8 protein-coding genes and 2 pseudogenes are annotated in these 16,494 nt (G+C 62.2%); 6 read left to right on the top strand and 4 right to left on the bottom strand.

Annotation, left to right across the window (positions count from 1 at the left end; translation table 11 throughout):
- Positions 1–450 precede the first annotated feature (450 nt).
- Both putA and KVQ74_RS15585 read left to right on the top strand, forming a co-directional pair.
- Positions 451–4,404 (top strand): trifunctional transcriptional regulator/proline dehydrogenase/L-glutamate gamma-semialdehyde dehydrogenase, encoded by a 3,954-nt coding sequence (gene putA / locus KVQ74_RS15590; protein ID WP_217832023.1) that lies wholly within the window; start codon positions 451–453, stop codon positions 4,402–4,404.
- Positions 4,405–4,547: 143 nt separating this feature from the next.
- Positions 4,548–6,350 (top strand): acyl-CoA dehydrogenase, encoded by a 1,803-nt coding sequence (locus KVQ74_RS15585; RefSeq protein WP_217832021.1) that lies wholly within the window; start codon positions 4,548–4,550, stop codon positions 6,348–6,350.
- Between the two features lie 236 nt (positions 6,351–6,586).
- On the opposite strand, the gene KVQ74_RS29770 is transcribed toward KVQ74_RS15585, so the two are convergent.
- The 4 genes and pseudogenes from KVQ74_RS29770 to KVQ74_RS15570 all read right to left on the bottom strand — a co-directional run bounded on the left by KVQ74_RS29770 (position 6,587) and on the right by KVQ74_RS15570 (position 9,154).
- Entirely contained in the window at positions 6,587–7,318 is a 732-nt protein-coding gene (locus tag KVQ74_RS29770; RefSeq protein ID WP_450091448.1) for a methyl-accepting chemotaxis protein, read from the bottom strand.
- 135 nt (positions 7,319–7,453) lie between these two features.
- Positions 7,454–8,479: pseudogene (locus tag KVQ74_RS29765) on the bottom strand (cache domain-containing protein); the annotation flags it as partial.
- Between the two features lie 148 nt (positions 8,480–8,627).
- On the bottom strand, positions 8,628–8,927 hold the full coding sequence (locus KVQ74_RS15575) for a cell division protein ZapA (RefSeq protein ID WP_217832018.1): 300 nt from the start codon (positions 8,925–8,927) through the stop codon (positions 8,628–8,630).
- Complete coding sequence (locus KVQ74_RS15570) at positions 8,924–9,154, bottom strand: hypothetical protein (protein ID WP_217832017.1); 231 nt, start codon at positions 9,152–9,154, stop codon at positions 8,924–8,926. The genes KVQ74_RS15575 and KVQ74_RS15570 overlap by 4 nt, the downstream gene beginning before the upstream one ends.
- 171 nt (positions 9,155–9,325) lie before the next feature.
- Between KVQ74_RS15570 and KVQ74_RS29585 the strand changes: the two are divergent.
- The 4 genes and pseudogenes from KVQ74_RS29585 to mscK form a co-directional block, all read left to right on the top strand.
- Positions 9,326–10,153 (top strand): annotated as a pseudogene (locus KVQ74_RS29585) (MCP four helix bundle domain-containing protein); the annotation flags it as partial.
- Positions 10,154–10,183: 30 nt separating this feature from the next.
- The gene (locus KVQ74_RS29580; RefSeq protein WP_371850982.1) at positions 10,184–11,056 is read left to right on the top strand and encodes a methyl-accepting chemotaxis protein; all 873 of its coding nucleotides are present in this window, start codon (positions 10,184–10,186) and stop codon (positions 11,054–11,056) included.
- 310 nt (positions 11,057–11,366) lie between these two features.
- On the top strand, positions 11,367–13,109 hold the full coding sequence (locus KVQ74_RS15560; RefSeq protein WP_217832014.1) for a potassium/proton antiporter: 1,743 nt from the start codon (positions 11,367–11,369) through the stop codon (positions 13,107–13,109).
- Positions 13,110–13,143: 34 nt separating this feature from the next.
- Entirely contained in the window at positions 13,144–16,494 is a 3,351-nt protein-coding gene (gene mscK / locus KVQ74_RS15555; protein WP_217832012.1) for a mechanosensitive channel MscK, read from the top strand.

The raw sequence follows: 16,494 nt of genomic DNA, 5'->3' as shown, positions 1-16,494 counted from the left end.
GGCCCTGGCTTTGTTTTTATGTAGCGGCGGTGGTTGAACCGTTCGCAGACTGTTGCCTGACAGACGATTGCTGGCCCCGCGCATTTATGACCGATGTTTCCCCAGGAAAGCCATCGGCCGGCGCACCGGGTTATCCTCGGTTGCACCTTGGCCGCGAATCCTATTCAACAATGCAAAAGTGGTGCAACCAGTTTCTTGAGAATTAGTTGCACCTAGTCCGATAAATCGCAAAAGCAGCGGTTTTTGCTCCCTTTTGATGCAGTAAACACGCTTAGCTAGAAGCAAAAGCACCAAGCAGGAGCGGTACTTTCGTTCCAGAATTTAATTCCTGACAAGCTGCGGATTATTCCGACAAAAAAAGGGTTGCACCCGGTTGCACCTCTTTCGGCGCGCGGCTAATCTTGCCGCCAGCTGATGCCACGCAACTGTGGCAACCATGAGGATAAAAATATGGCTACCACCACCCTTGGGGTCAAACTCGATGACCCGACCCGCGAGCGCCTGAAGGCTGCCGCGACCTCGATTGATCGCACACCGCACTGGCTGATCAAGCAGGCAATTTTCAATTACCTGGAAAAACTCGAGGGTGGTGCAACCCTGACCGAGCTGAGCGGTTTGACCGCAAAAGACAGCGACGATGCTGGCGAAGTCCATACCGACCACGCCCATCAATGCTTCCTCGAATTCGCCGAAAGCATCCTCCCGCAATCGGTGCTGCGCGCCTCCATCACCGCCGCTTACCGCCGCCCTGAGCCGGAAGTGGTGCCGATGCTGATCGAGCAGGCGCGCCTGCCGGCACCGATGGCCGAAGCCACCAACAAACTCGCAGCAAACATCGCGGAAAAACTGCGTAACCAGAAAAGTGCCGGCGGTCGTGCAGGCATTGTTCAGGGGCTGCTGCAGGAATTTTCCCTGTCGTCCCAGGAAGGCGTGGCGCTGATGTGCCTGGCCGAAGCGCTGCTGCGGATCCCGGACAAGGGCACCCGCGATGCGCTGATCCGTGACAAGATCAGCACCGGCAACTGGCAGCCGCACCTGGGCAACAGCCCTTCGCTGTTCGTCAACGCCGCGACCTGGGGCCTGCTGCTGACCGGCAAACTGGTGTCGACCCACAATGAAGCCGGCCTGACTTCGTCCCTGAGCCGGATCATCGGCAAGAGCGGCGAGCCGATGATCCGCAAGGGCGTCGACATGGCCATGCGCCTGATGGGCGAGCAGTTCGTCACCGGCGAAACCATCGCCGAAGCCCTGGCCAACGCGAGCAAGTTCGAAGCCAAGGGCTTCCGCTATTCCTACGACATGCTCGGTGAAGCCGCGCTCACCGAACACGACGCACAGAAGTACCTGGCCTCGTATGAACAAGCGATCCACTCGATCGGCAAAGCCTCCCACGGTCGCGGGATTTATGAAGGCCCGGGCATTTCCATCAAGCTGTCGGCCCTGCACCCGCGCTACAGCCGCGCCCAGTACGAGCGCGTGATGGAAGAGCTGTATCCGCGCCTGCTGTCGCTGACCCTGCTGGCCAAGCAATACGACATCGGCCTGAACATCGACGCCGAAGAAGCCGACCGCCTCGAGCTGTCGCTGGATCTGCTCGAGCGCCTGTGTTTCGAACCGCAACTGACGGGCTGGAACGGCATCGGTTTCGTGATCCAGGCCTACCAGAAACGTTGCCCGTACGTGATCGACTACGTGATCGACCTGGCGCGCCGCAGCCGTCATCGCCTGATGATCCGTCTGGTGAAAGGCGCGTACTGGGACAGCGAAATCAAGCGTGCCCAGGTCGAAGGCCTGGAAGGCTATCCGGTGTACACCCGCAAGGTATACACCGACGTTTCCTACATCGCCTGCGCCCGCAAACTGCTGTCGGTGCCGGAAGTCATCTACCCGCAGTTCGCCACGCACAACGCCCACACCCTGTCGGCGATTTATCACATTGCCGGTCAGAACTATTACCCGGGCCAGTACGAATTCCAGTGCCTGCACGGCATGGGCGAGCCGCTTTACGAACAAGTCGTAGGCAAAGTCTCCGAAGGCAAGCTGAACCGTCCGTGCCGCGTGTACGCTCCGGTCGGCACCCATGAAACCCTGCTGGCGTATCTGGTACGTCGTCTGCTGGAAAACGGCGCCAACACCTCGTTCGTCAACCGCATTGCCGACCAGTCGATTTCGATCCAGGAACTGGTGGCCGATCCGGTAGCCAGCATCGAGCAGATGGCAACCGTGGAAGGTGGTTTCGGCCTGCCGCACCCGCGCATTCCACTGCCGCGTGACCTGTACGGCAGCGAGCGCGCCAACTCCAGCGGCATCGACATGGCCAACGAACATCGTCTGGCGTCGCTGTCGTGTGCCCTGCTGGCAACCGCCCACAACAACTGGAAAGCCGCGCCGATGCTCGGTTGCGCGTCCAGCAGCGAAACTCCGGCGGCGGTGCTGAACCCGTCGGATCACCGCGACGTGGTCGGCCATGTGCAGGAAGCCACCGTCGAAGACGTCGACAACGCCATCCAGTGCGCCCTGAACGCCGCGCCGATCTGGCAGGCCACGCCGCCCGCCGAACGCGCCGCGATTCTGGAACGCGCCGCCGACTTGATGGAAGGCGAGATCCAGCCGCTGATGGGCCTGCTGGCTCGCGAAGCCGGCAAGACCTTCGCCAACGCCATCGCCGAAGTCCGCGAAGCCGTCGATTTCCTGCGCTACTACGCGGTACAGGCACGCAACGATTTCAGCAACGACGCCCACCGCCCATTGGGTCCGGTGGTATGCATCAGCCCGTGGAACTTCCCGCTGGCGATCTTCAGCGGTCAGGTCGCCGCCGCACTGGCCGCCGGTAACCCGGTGCTGGCCAAACCGGCCGAACAGACCCCGCTGGTCGCCGCGCAAGCCGTGCGCCTGCTGCTCGAAGCCGGGATTCCGGAAGGCGTGCTACAGCTGCTGCCGGGTCGCGGTGAAACCGTCGGCGCCGGTCTGGTGGGCGATGAGCGCGTCAAAGGCGTGATGTTCACCGGCTCCACCGAAGTCGCACGACTGCTGCAACGCAACATTGCCGGACGTCTGGACAACCAGGGCCGGCCGATTCCGCTGATCGCGGAAACCGGCGGCCAGAACGCCATGATCGTCGACTCTTCGGCTCTGACCGAACAAGTGGTGATCGACGTGGTGTCCTCGGCCTTCGACAGCGCCGGCCAGCGTTGCTCGGCCCTGCGCGTCCTGTGCCTGCAGGAAGATTCCGCCGATCGTGTGATCGAAATGCTCAAGGGCGCCATGGCCGAATCGCGCCTCGGCAACCCGGAGCGTCTGGCCGTGGACATCGGCCCGGTGATCGACGCCGAAGCCAAGGCCGGCATCGAGAAGCACATCCAGGGCATGCGCGACAAAGGTCGCAACGTGTACCAGGTGGCAATCGCCGACAGCGAAGAAGTCAAACGCGGCACCTTCGTCATGCCGACCCTGATCGAACTGGAAAGCTTCGACGAGTTGCAGCGCGAGATCTTCGGCCCGGTGCTGCACGTGGTGCGCTACAAGCGTAAAGAGATCGATCAACTGATCGGCCAGATCAACGCTTCCGGCTACGGCCTGACCCTCGGCGTGCATACCCGCATCGACGAGACCATCGCCAAGGTCATCGACACCGTCAACGCCGGTAACGTCTACGTCAACCGCAACATCGTCGGTGCCGTGGTCGGCGTCCAGCCGTTCGGCGGCGAAGGCCTGTCGGGGACGGGTCCGAAGGCCGGTGGCCCGCTGTACCTGTACCGTCTGCTGTCGACACGTCCTACCGACGCCATCGAACAATCCTTCGCTCGCGTTGATGCTGCCGTGGCGCCGGATGTGCGCCTGCGCGACGCCATGAGCAAACCGCTGACCGCCCTGAAAGCCTGGGCCGACAGCAACAAGTTCGCCGACCTGAGCACCCTGTGCGTGCAGTTCGCGGCGCAGTCCCAGAGCGGCATCACCCGCGTGCTGGCCGGCCCGACCGGCGAACGCAACAGCTATGCGATCCTGCCGCGCGAACACGTGCTGTGCCTGGCGGAAGTCGAAGGTGACCTGCTGACGCAACTGGCGGCGGTACTGGCCGTGGGCGGTTCGGCAGTCTGGCCGGAATCCGACGCCGGCAAGGCACTGTTCGCACGCCTGCCAAAGGACATTCAGGCGCGGATCAAACGGGTTTCCGACTGGAACAAGGACGATGTGGTGTTCGATGCCGTTCTGCATCACGGCCATTCCGACCAGTTGCGCGCGGTCTGCCAGCAGGTGGCCAAACGCGCCGGTGCCATCGTTGGCGTTCAGGGCTTGTCCCAGGGCGAGACCAACGTGGCGCTGGAGCGCCTGGTGATCGAGCGGGCGTTGAGCGTCAACACCGCAGCGGCGGGTGGTAATGCCAGTCTGATGACCATCGGTTAATCAACGACCCGGTCAGCAACATAAAAATGGGCGTCCTCACCGGCGCCCATTTTTTTGGCCTCTCCATCACCGTTATCAATCTTCCTGTTCAACCTTTATTCGCACACCTAGACTCGGCCCATTCCAAAAAAAGGTAAGCCGCCATGTCCGAGACGCTGCTCAGTTCCCGCAATCTGGCTTTCGAGCTATATGAAGTCCTCGATGCCGAAGGCCTGACCCGGCGCGAGCGGTTTGCCGAGCACAACCGCGAAACCTTCGATGCGGCCATCGGCACCGCCCGCAGCATCGCCGAGAAGTATTTCGCGCCGCACAACCGCAAGGGTGACGAGAACGAGCCGCGCTACGAGAACGGTCAGGCGATTCTGATTCCCGAGGTGAAACCGGCGGTGGATGCGTTTCTCGAGGCCGGCTTCCTCAACGCTGCGCGCAGCTTCGATGCCGGCGGGATGCAACTTCCTACATTGCTGTCTCAGGCCTGCTTCGCGCATTTTCAGTCGGCCAACGCGGCCTCGACGTCGTACCCGTTCCTGACCATGGGCGCGGCCAACCTGATCGAAAGCTTTGGCAGCGAAGAGCAGAAACGCCGCTTCCTGCAACCGATGATCGACGGGCGTTTCTTCGGCACCATGGCCCTGACCGAACCCCATGCCGGTTCCTCGCTGTCGGATATTCGTACCCGCGCCGAGCCTGCGTCGGACGGTACTTATCGCCTCAAGGGCAACAAGATTTTCATCTCCGGCGGCGATCACCCGCTCTCGGAAAACATCGTCCATATGGTGCTGGCGAAGCTGCCGGACGCGCCGCCCGGCGTAAAAGGCATTTCGCTGTTTATCGTGCCCAAGTTCCTGGTCAACGATGACGGCAGCCTCGGCCAGCGCAACGACGTGCTGCTGGCCGGGCTGTTCCACAAGATGGGTTGGCGCGGCACCACTTCGACGGCGCTGAACTTCGGCGATAACGGCGAGTGTGTCGGCTATCTGGTGGGCAAACCGCATCACGGCTTGAGCTACATGTTCCAGATGATGAACGAGGCGCGGATCGGTGTCGGCATGGGCGCGGTGATGCTCGGCTATGCCGGTTACCTGTACTCGCTGGAATACGCCCGCGAACGCCCGCAGGGCCGGGGGCCGGACAGCAAGGACCCGACCACCGCGCCGGTGGCAATCATTCAGCACGCGGATGTCAGACGCATGCTGCTGACGCAGAAATCCTACGTCGAAGGGGCGTTCGACCTCGGTTTGTATGCGGCGCGGCTGTTCGACGACACCACGACCCTGGACAGCGAAGCCGAGTGCAAACAAGCCCATGAGTTGCTGGATCTGCTGACACCAATCGTCAAATCCTGGCCGTCGGAGTTCTGCCTGAAGGCCAACGAACTGGCGATCCAGATTCTCGGCGGCCACGGTTATACCCGCGAATACCCGGTGGAGCAGTACTACCGCGACAACCGCTTGAACCCGATCCATGAAGGCACCCACGGCATTCAGTCGCTGGATCTGCTCGGGCGCAAACTGGCGCAGAACGGCGGCGCGGGACTCAAGCAACTGATCCGCCTGATCGCCGAAACCGCCGAGCGCGCACGCACGTTCGAATCGCTGGACGCCCTGCGTGAGCCACTGGAGAAACTGGTGGCGCGCCTGCAAAGCGTGACCCTCGGCCTGCTGACCGACCTGGCACAAGGCAAGATCAACAGTAGCCTGGCGAATTCGGCGCTGTACCTGAAAGTGTTCGGGCATACGGTGATCGGCTGGCGCTGGCTGGAGCAGGCGATCCGGGCCGAGGAAGGCTTGGCCGCGGGGAATGCGGCGGATGTGGATTTCTACAAAGGCAAGTTGCAGGCGGCGCGGTATTTCCTGACGTGGGAAGTGCCAGGGTGTCATCAGGAGCTGGCGTTGCTGGAGGCGCGGGATGATACGTGCCTGGGGATGCGGGATGAGTGGTTCTGATCTTAAACCGCAGAGTGCCCCAGACCCTCACCCCAACCCTCTCCCAGAGGGAGAGGGAGCCAACCGGGGGATGCTGTAGAGATACGCCGACCTGAAAGGTCTTCGGCGAACCCATAATCGACTCGGCCTGCCAGCCAACCCAGTTCTGACGGCTGTACACACTCCTCAAAGCCACATCGATCAGTCCCCTCTCCCTCCGGGAGAGGGTTAGGGTGAGGGGCTTTTGACTTTCAGCTTCAGCTCAACTTGAACCCACCCATCTGCCGCGCCAGGTCATCCGCCAGCCGCTGCAACATCTGGCAGTCCTCGCGACAGGCCCTGACCTCCCCCGCCGTCGCCCGGGCCAGATCGGATATGCCCTGCACGTTGCGGTTGATTTCCTCGGTCACCGCCGACTGCTCTTCGGTGGCCGTCGCCACCTGATGGTTCATGTCGCTGATGCGCTCGACCTGCCCGGTAATCGCCGTCAGCGACGCCCCGGTACGCTGGCTCGACTCCACCCCGGTGCCCGTCGCAGCCTGGCCGGTGCGCATCGACGAAACCGCGTTTTCCGCGCCCTGCTTGAGGCTGCCGATCATCTGCTGGATCTCGTCAGTGGAGGCCTGGGTACGCCGCGCCAGGGTGCGCACTTCGTCCGCCACCACCGCAAAACCACGGCCCATGTCCCCGGCGCGCGCCGCTTCGATGGCGGCGTTGAGGGCCAGCAGGTTGGTCTGTTCGGAAACCCCGCGAATCACCGCCAGCACCTGATCGATCGACGCCACTTGATGCGCCAGCTCACCGACCGCCCCCGCCGCGACGCCGATTTCATCGGACATGCTTTCTATATGGCGAATCGAGCCGCCCACCACTTCCCGCGCCTGCAAGGCTTCATCGCGGGCCGTTTGCGAGGCAACGGCGGCGTTGCCGGCGTTCTGCGCGATTTCCTGCACGGTGAGGCCCATTTCGTGGACAGCGGTGGCGACCATGTCGGTCATTTCCTGCTGACGTCCGGAGCGCTCGGCGGTGTTATCCACAACCCTGGCGACCTGGCCGACCGCGACACGCAAGCGTTCGCTGGTGGTCAGCACTTCACCGATCATGGCGCGCTGGCTGTCGAGGAACCGGTTGAAGCCGCGAGCGAGGTCACCCAACTCGTCGGCGCGGCTGGAATCTAACCGGTGGGTCAAATCTCCACCACCGCTACCGATCGCTACCAGGGCGGCTGTTACCTGACGAATCGGCCGCACCAGCCCCTGGGCCAGCCACACCACCAGCGCCAGACATACCAGCGCCACCGCCAGACCGATGCCGCTGCTCATCCACATCGCCCGCCGGGCTTCGGCGTAGATCTGCGACTGTGGCACTTCGGCCACCAGGGTCCAGCCCAGATCACGCAGGGGCAGGCTGAAGGCGAGGAAGTCTTCGCCATCGCGCTGGAAGACGGAGTTCACAGCGGTTTTTTGACCCATCACCGCTTGCGCGGCCGTCGCGCCGATCTGCTCGCTCAAGGTGCGCTTGCCGCTGAATTGCGCTTCGGGATGCACCTGGATCAAACCGTCGGAACGCACGAGATAGACCTTGCCGCGCTCGCCGAAGCTGAAGTTGTGGATCAGCTCCGACAGCTCTTTCATGCTCAGCCCGAGCCCCGCGACACCGACCACTTTGCCGGCCTGCTCCACTTTCAAATCGAGGAACAGCGCCAATTCGCCGGTGGCCGCATCGTTGTCGATATTCAAGGTGCGGTGCTGACCGCTGTCGAGGAACGAATAGAACCAGGCGTCGGCCGGATTGGAGCGACTGAGGGTGCGATCCAGGCCCTTTTCGGTGAAATAGTGGTTGGTTTGAGTGCCGATGATGAGTGCGGTAAAGGCTTTGTGTTCGGCGCGAATGCCTTCCAGATACTGCACGAAGGCTGCCGTTTTGCTGCTGTCTTCACCGCTGGCGAGCCAGTCGCGCACCATCGAGTTGCTGGCGATGTCCTTGGCGGCCGTCAGCGGCTGGATAAGGATGCGTTCGATGTCGTTGCGCGTCGCTTCGATGCTCGACGGCAGCGCCTGCTCGACCAGATAGCTCTGGGCGAGGCGGTTGACCACCAGGGTATAAATGCCAACCACGATCAGAATGCTCACCAGCAGGGCGGTGCCCATGCCGAGGATCAACTGCCACTGAATACTGCGACGCCAGAACTGCATGGAGCACCCCCAAAGAATAAGAGGCTGAAACACTGCAACAGCCGTGCCGATTGTATACAACGATCGTCGACAATTTATTCTTTGGTTGTGCCCAACAATTCCATCAACCCTGATTGATGGTCTTGGCGATGGTCTCGACCGTGGCGCTGACTTGCTCTTGGTAACGTTCGAGTTCTTCCTGGTGCTGCTTCTTCATCTCAATCTGCTGCGAGCACAGATTCATCGCCGCCAGCACCAGCAGCCGGTCGCCGATCAGGGTCGGGTACTTCTTCTTGGTGTCGGCCAGCGCAGCCTTGAGCATCAATGCCGCGTCCAGCAGGGTCTGTTCTTCCCCGGCCGGCGCCTTGATCGAATAGTCCTCCCCGAGGATGGAGATGACCTTTACCCCTGCTCCGTGGTTCATGCGCCGACAGGACCTGCGCTGACACGATCAACCAGCGCTTGAATGCGCGCGGCGGTGGCACCGTGTTTCTCTTCCTGTTCCATCAGGCTCAGTTGCAGGCTTTCGTTTTCATCCTTGGCCTGGGCCAGTTCCGTGGACAGGGTCTGGTTGGTTTGCGTCAGGGTCTGGTTCTGTTGCACCAGGTCGCTGACGAGCTGTTCCAATTGGCTGAGGGATGCTTCCAACATTTTGATTTTCCAAGCGTTTTTCAAAGGGCGCGTACGATAAAGAAAAGTCGTCGTGGATGCCAGGGTTAAACCGGCGCAAGACCTTGATTTTCCTGGCGGTCGACCGTTCTCGCGAGTGTTAGAGACTGCGATTTGCCGATCTTGTTCCTGCACTTCGTCGCCGAGCGACGCATGCGACAAATCCGCACGGGTACTCAAGACTTTAGTCGTATGACCGATAAGTCACTCAACAGCCGTTTCAGCCCGCATGGATGCGGCCCTTCCTGGTATCCCGCCATGTCCCTTCGCAACATGAATATCGCGCCTCGCGCGTTCACCGGTTTCGCCCTGATCGGCGGCCTGATGCTGATCCTCGGGGTGTTCGCCCTGAACCAGATGAGCAAGATCCGCGGCGCCGCCGAGGACATCACCACCAGCAGCGTGCCGAGCATCAAGAGCCTCGACGAATTCACGCAACTGACCCTGCGTCTGCGCGTGCTGTCCTACCGCTTGCTGGTGAACCGCGAGCCGGATGTGCAGCAGAAAACCATCGAACTGCTGGAGACGCGCAACCAGCAGATCCGCAAGGCCCAGGCCATTTATGAGCCGCTGATCACCAGTGCGCAGGAGCGCGCGGCCTACGATCAATACGTGCAGTTGCTGGGCCAGTACCGCCAGATCGAAGACCGGATGAAAACCCTGTCGCGCAACAATCAGGTGGATGAACTGCGCAACCTGCTCAACACCGATCTGCTGACCAATTCCGAAGCGGTCAATACCGTGCTCAACCGCTTGCTGGAAATCAACACCCAGCAGACCCTAGACACCAACCAGCAAGCCGCCGACCAGTATTCTTCGGCCTTCAACCTGGTGGTGACGCTGCTGGTGATCGCTACCGGTCTGACGATCCTGTTCGCCTGGCTGCTGACCCTGAGCATCACCAAGCCGATTTCGAAAGCGCTGGATGCGGCGGAAACCATCGCCGAGGGCAACCTGACCCAGCCGATCCACGTCGATGGCACCGACGAAGCCGGGCGCCTGCTGGCGGCCATGGCGAAGATGCAATCGAAGCTGCGCGATACCTTGCAGCGGATTTCCGGCTCGGCCACGCAACTGGCGTCCGCCGCCGAAGAGCTGAACAGCGTCACCGACGAAAGCGCCCGTGGCCTGACCCAGCAGAACAACGAAATCGAGCAGGCCGCCACGGCGGTGAACGAGATGACCAGCGCCGTGGAAGAAGTCGCGCGCAACGCCGTCAGCACCTCGGAAGCCTCGAAAAACGCCACCACCTCTGCCGGTGACGGCCGTGATCTGGTGCAGGAAACCGTCAGCGCCATCGAACGCATGAGCGCCGACGTGCAGAGCACCGCGACCCTGATCGGTGATCTGGCCAACGAATCCCGCGACATCGGCAAGGTGCTGGATGTGATTCGCGGGCTGGCTGACCAGACCAACCTGCTGGCCCTCAACGCAGCGATCGAAGCGGCCCGTGCCGGTGAAGCCGGTCGCGGGTTTGCCGTGGTCGCCGATGAAGTTCGCGCCCTGGCTCACCGCACGCAGCAGTCGACCAGCGAGATCGAGCGGATGATCGGCAGCATCCAGAGCGGCACCGAACACGCCGTGGATTCGATGCGCAACAGCACCGAACGCGCGGAGTCGACCCTGAACATCGCCCGTGGCGCCGGCCTGTCGCTGGACACCATCAACACCGCCATCGTCGAGATCAACGAGCGCAACCTGGTGATCGCCAGCGCGGCCGAAGAGCAGGCGCAGGTGGCGCGGGAAGTGGATCGCAACCTGGTGAACATCCGCGACCTGTCGGTGCAATCGGCGACCGGGGCGAATCAGACCAGTGCAGCGAGCAATGAGCTGTCGCGTCTGGCGCTGGATCTGAACAACATGGTTGGGCGGTTCAGCCTGTAAGAGGCAACATCAAGGGTTCCCTCACCCCAGCCCTCTCCCGGAGGGAGAGGGCGCAGATCGGGGGACTTTCAGATCTTGAGTTCGGCTCGATATTTCAGGTCGATGCATTTCGCAAAAGCGCCCCGATCAGTCCCCTCTCCCTCCGGGAGAGGGTCAGGGCGAGGGCAGTAATCGCCAGCCGAACCCGACACCCGAGAACGCCTGCGCAAAAACCTTTTTGACAGCATCACATTTCAACAGGTTAGAATCGCTGGCACGCAGACTGCATGGTCAGTTTGCGCCCGTCTTAACGCTTTCCGGAGTACTGCCTTTGAATGCGACGACCATCAACAGCCTGTTCTTGATCGGCGCGTTGCTGGTAGGTGCAAGCATTCTGGTGAGCTCACTTTCTTCACGCCTCGGCATCCCGATTCTGGTGATCATCCTTGCGGTCGGCATGACCGCCGGGGTCGATGGCGGCGGCATCATTTTCGACAACTACCCCACGGCCTATCTGGTCGGCAACCTCGCCCTAGCGGTGATCCTGCTCGACGGTGGTTTACGCACCCGGGTCTCAAGTTTCCGCGTGGCCTTGTGGCCGGCGCTGTCGCTGGCGACGGTCGGGGTGTTGATCACCACCGGGCTGACCGGCATGGCCGCGGCGTGGCTGTTCGACCTGAATCTGATCCAGGGCCTGCTGATCGGCGCCATCGTCGGCTCTACCGACGCCGCAGCGGTGTTCTCGCTGCTCGGCGGCAAGGGCCTGAACGAACGGGTGACGGCCAGCCTGGAAATCGAGTCCGGCAGTAACGACCCAATGGCGGTGTTTCTCACCGTAACCCTGATCGACATGCTCGCCAGCGGCCAGACCGGCCTGCACTGGAGCCTGCTGACGCACCTGATCCGCGAGTTCGGCATCGGCGGGGTGATCGGCCTCGGTGGTGGCTGGCTGATGCTGCAACTGGTCAACCGGATCAACCTTGCCGCCGGCCTGTATCCGATTCTGGTGATCGCCGGCGGTCTGGTGGTGTTCGCCCTGACCAACGCCCTGCACGGCAGCGGCTTCCTCGCCGTGTACCTGTGCGGTCTGGTGATCGGCAACCGCCCGGTACGCAGCCGCCACGGCATTCTGCACATGCTCGACGGCATGGCTTGGCTGGCGCAGATCGGCATGTTCCTGGTGCTGGGGCTGCTGGTCACCCCGCACGATCTGCTACCGATCGCCCTGCCCGCCCTCGGCCTGGCGTTGTGGATGATTCTGTTCGCGCGGCCGCTGTCGGTGCTGGTCGGGCTGCTGCCGTTCAAGGCCTTCCACGGCCGGGAGAAAGCATTTATTTCCTGGGTCGGCCTGCGCGGCGCGGTGCCGATCATTCTGGCGGTGTTCCCGCTGATGGCCGGACTGCCGAATGCGCAGCTGTATTTCAATCTGGCGTTCTTTATCGTGCTGGTGTCGCTGCTGGTGCAGGGCACGAGCCTGCCGTGGGTCGCCAAGTTGTTGAAGGTAACGGTTCCGCCGGAGCCCGCGCCGATTTCTCGGGCGGCGCTGGAAGTCCACGTCACCAGCGAGTGGGAACTGTTCGTTTATCGCCTCGGCGCGGAAAAATGGTGCATCGGTTCGCCCCTGCGTGAACTGAAAATGCCCGAAGGCACGCGTATCGCGGCCCTGTTTCGTGGCCAGCAACTGCTCCATCCGTCGGGTAGTACGGTGCTGGAAGTCGATGATTTGCTGTGTGTTATCGGCCATGAACACAACTTGCCGGCCCTCGGAAAACTGTTCAGCCAGGCGCCGCAACGAGGCCTCGATCTGCGCTTCTTCGGCGACTTCGTACTCGAAGGAGACGCCCAGCTCAAAGCGGTTGCCGCCCTCTACGGGCTGTCGGCCGAGGGCATCGATCCGGGCATGACCCTGGGCCACTTCATTGCCCACAAAGTCGGGGGCGCGCCGATCGTTGGCGACCAGGTGGAGTGGAACAACACCCACTGGACTGTTGCGGTCATGGAAGGGAACAAGATCGCCAAAGTGGGCGTCAGATTCCCCGAAGGAAGTCGCCCCGGCCCCGGGCTCTTCCTCTAAACTGCGTCCACTCTCACTTGCTTGCCCGGTCTCTATGTCTACCCTGCGCTCCTTTTTCGTCGCGGCCCTGCTGGGCCTGAGTCTTTCTGTCGGCCCGCTGCAAGCTGCCGAACCGCCGTCCAGCGAAGCCGTGCAGGCCAGCCTGGACAAGATCGCCGACCGCAAACTGCCGGAAGCCGATCAGAAGGCCCTGCAAACCGTCCTGCAAAACACGCTGACCCAGCTCGGCAACCGGCGTGACTACGAGCAGAAGCTGACGGATCTCAAGCAGCAACTGGCGACCGCGCCGAAGCAGACCGTCGAAAATGCCCGCGAGCTGACACGCCTCAAGGCCAGCGCAGTGGTGCCGGTGGCGCAGCGCTTCCCCAAGGAGACCATCCAGCAGCTGGAGCAGATGCTCACCGAGCGCGCAACCCAGCAAAGCGATCTGCAAAAGAGCCTGGCCGACGCCAACAGCCTGATCATCACCGCCCAGACCCGTCCCGAACGTGCCCAGGCCGAGATTGCCAGCAGCCAGACGCGCATCCAGCAGATCAACAACATCCTCAAGACCGGCAAGGACAGCGGCAAGACCCTCAGCGGCGAGCAGCGCGACCTGCTCAACGCCGAGCTGGCGGCGCTCAATGCACTGATGCCGCTGCGCCGCCAGGAACTGGCCGGCAACAGCACCTTGCAGGATCTGGGCAACAGCCAGCATGACCTGCTCTCGGAAAAATCCGATCGCCTGGACCGCGAGATCCAGGAGCTGCAAACCCTGATCAACCAGAAGCGTCTGGCGCTGTCCCAGGAAACCGTCACCCAGCAATCCATCGAAGCACAGAAGGCCGGCGGCAGCAGCCTGCTCGCCACCGAGAGCGCGGCCAACCTCAAGCTCTCGGACTACTTGCTCAAAAGCACCGACCGCCTCAACGAAGTCACCCAACAGAACCTGCAGACCAAGCAGCAACTGGACAGCGTGACCCAGAGTGACTCGGCCCTCGACGAGCAGATCAACGTGCTCAAGGGCAGCCTGCTGCTGTCAAAGATTCTCTATAAACAGAAACAGTCGCTGCCGCGGCTCAAGGTCGATCGCGACCTGGCGGATCAGATCGCCGACATTCGCCTGTATCAGTTCGAAGTCAGCCAGCAGCGCGAACTGCTGAGCAACCCGGCGACCTACGTCGACAACCTGCTCTCCACCCAGCCGCCGGAGCAAGTCACGCCGCAGTTGCGCAAAAGCCTGCTGGAACTGGCCAACACCCGCGCCGACCTGCTGGAACGGCTGAACCGCGAACTGAGCGCAGTGCTCAATGAATCGATCACCCTGCAACTGAACCAGAAACAACTGCTGAGCACCGCGCAAAGCCTGCGCGCGACCCTCGATGAGCAGATGTTCTGGATTCCGAGCAACAAGCCGCTGGATCTGGAATGGATGCGTGGCGTGCCGGAGCGCCTGCAACGTCAGGTCGACACCCTGCCGCTGGCCTCGAGCCTGAGCGAGCTGACCGACGGCCTGACCCAGCGACCGCTGCTGTTCCTGCCACTGGCCCTGCTGATCGGCGCGCTGCTGTGGCGCCGCAAGCAACTGTATGCGCGCCTGAACAAGGTTCACCTGGACATCGGCCACTTCAAGCGCGACAGCCAGTTGCACACCCCGCAGGCGATCCTGATCAACATTCTGCTGGCACTGCCGGTAGCCCTTGGCCTGGCGCTGTGCGGCCTTGCGTTGCAGATCGACGCCCGAGGCCAGAACGCCAACATGGGCGCGGCGCTGCTGCAAATGGCCCAGGCGTGGCTGGTGTTCTACACCGCTTACCGGATTCTTGCGCCGGGCGGCGTGGCCGAACTGCACTTCCGCTGGGAAAAGCCGCAAGTCGAATTCCTGCAAGGCTGGGTACGTCGACTCGGCCTCGTCGTGATGGCGCTGGTGTCTGTGGTGGCGGTTGCCGAGCTGCAACCGGCGGGGCTGGCCGATGACGTGCTGGGCATGCCGGTGGTGCTGACCTGCTACGCGCTGATGGCCTGGCTGCTCAGCCGCCTGCTGATCAGCAGCCCGACCCACGAAAACGCTTCGCTGTTCCGCAAGGCCGTCGCGGTGATGTTCACCCTGCTGCCGATCGCGTTGTTCGTCGCGGTGTGCTTCGGCTACTACTACACCGCGCTGAAACTCAGCGACCGCTTGATCAACACCCTGTACCTGCTGATGTTCTGGCTGGTGATCGAAGCCACCTTCGTGCGTGGCCTCGCCGTCGCCGCGCGGCGCCTGGCCTATCAGCGCGCCCTGGCGAAACGTCAGGCCGCGAAAGAGGCCGGTGATGGCGAAGCGGTGATCGAAGAGCCGGCGCTGGACATCGAGAAGGTCAACGAGCAGTCCCTGCGCCTGATTCGCCTGGCGCTGCTCGGCGGTTTCATCGCCGCGCTGTACTGGGTCTGGTCGGACCTGATTTCGGTGTTCTCGTACCTGGACAACATCACCCTCTACGAATACACCAGCGGCACCGGCGCCAACATGAGCATGGTGCCGATCAGCATCGGCGACATGCTCGGTGCGCTGATCATCATCGGCATTACCTTCGCCCTGGCGCGCAACCTGCCGGGCCTGCTGGAAGTGTTCGTGCTGTCGAAACTCAATCTGGCCCAGGGCAGCGCCTACGCCACGACCACGCTGCTGTCCTACGTGATCGCCGGGGTCGGCTTCGTCTCGACCCTGTCGACCCTCGGCGTGAGCTGGGACAAGTTGCAGTGGCTGGTGGCGGCGCTGTCGGTCGGCCTCGGTTTCGGCATGCAGGAGATATTCGCCAACTTCATCTCCGGCATCATGATCCTGTTCGAACGCCCGGTGCGGATCGGCGACACCATCACCATCGGCAACCTGTCGGGCACGGTGAGCAAGATCCGCATCCGCGCCACGACCATCACCGATTTCGACCGCAAGGACATCATTGTCCCGAACAAGACGTTCATCACCGGGCAACTGATCAACTGGTCGCTGACCGACACCATCACCCGGGTCACGCTCAAGCTGGGTGTCGACTACGGTTCGGATCTGGATCTGGTCAAGGAACTGCTGCTCAAGGCCGCCCGGGAAAACCCACGGGTGCTCAAAGAACCCGAGCCGCACGTGTACTTCCTGAATTTCGGCGAAAGCACCCTCGACCACGAATTGCGCATGCATGTGCGCGACCTCGGTGACCGCAACCCGGTGATCGACGAGGTCAACCGCTTCATCAACCGCGAGTTCAAGAAGCAGCACATCAACATCTCGTTCCGCCAGATGGAGGTCTACCTGAAGAACCTCCACGGCCAGGAATACAAGATGGTGCCGATCGAGCCGGAAACGAAAACCATCGTGCCGGTCGACGGCCAGAAGCCGCTGCAAGAACCACCGCCCGCCAAACTCGACTAA

It is taken from the genome of Pseudomonas botevensis, from assembly GCF_019145475.1.
GTDB classification, from domain to species: domain Bacteria; phylum Pseudomonadota; class Gammaproteobacteria; order Pseudomonadales; family Pseudomonadaceae; genus Aquipseudomonas; species Aquipseudomonas botevensis.
The sequence above is the reverse complement of the archived record's forward strand: the minus strand, read 5'-3'. Positions and strand labels throughout refer to the sequence as shown.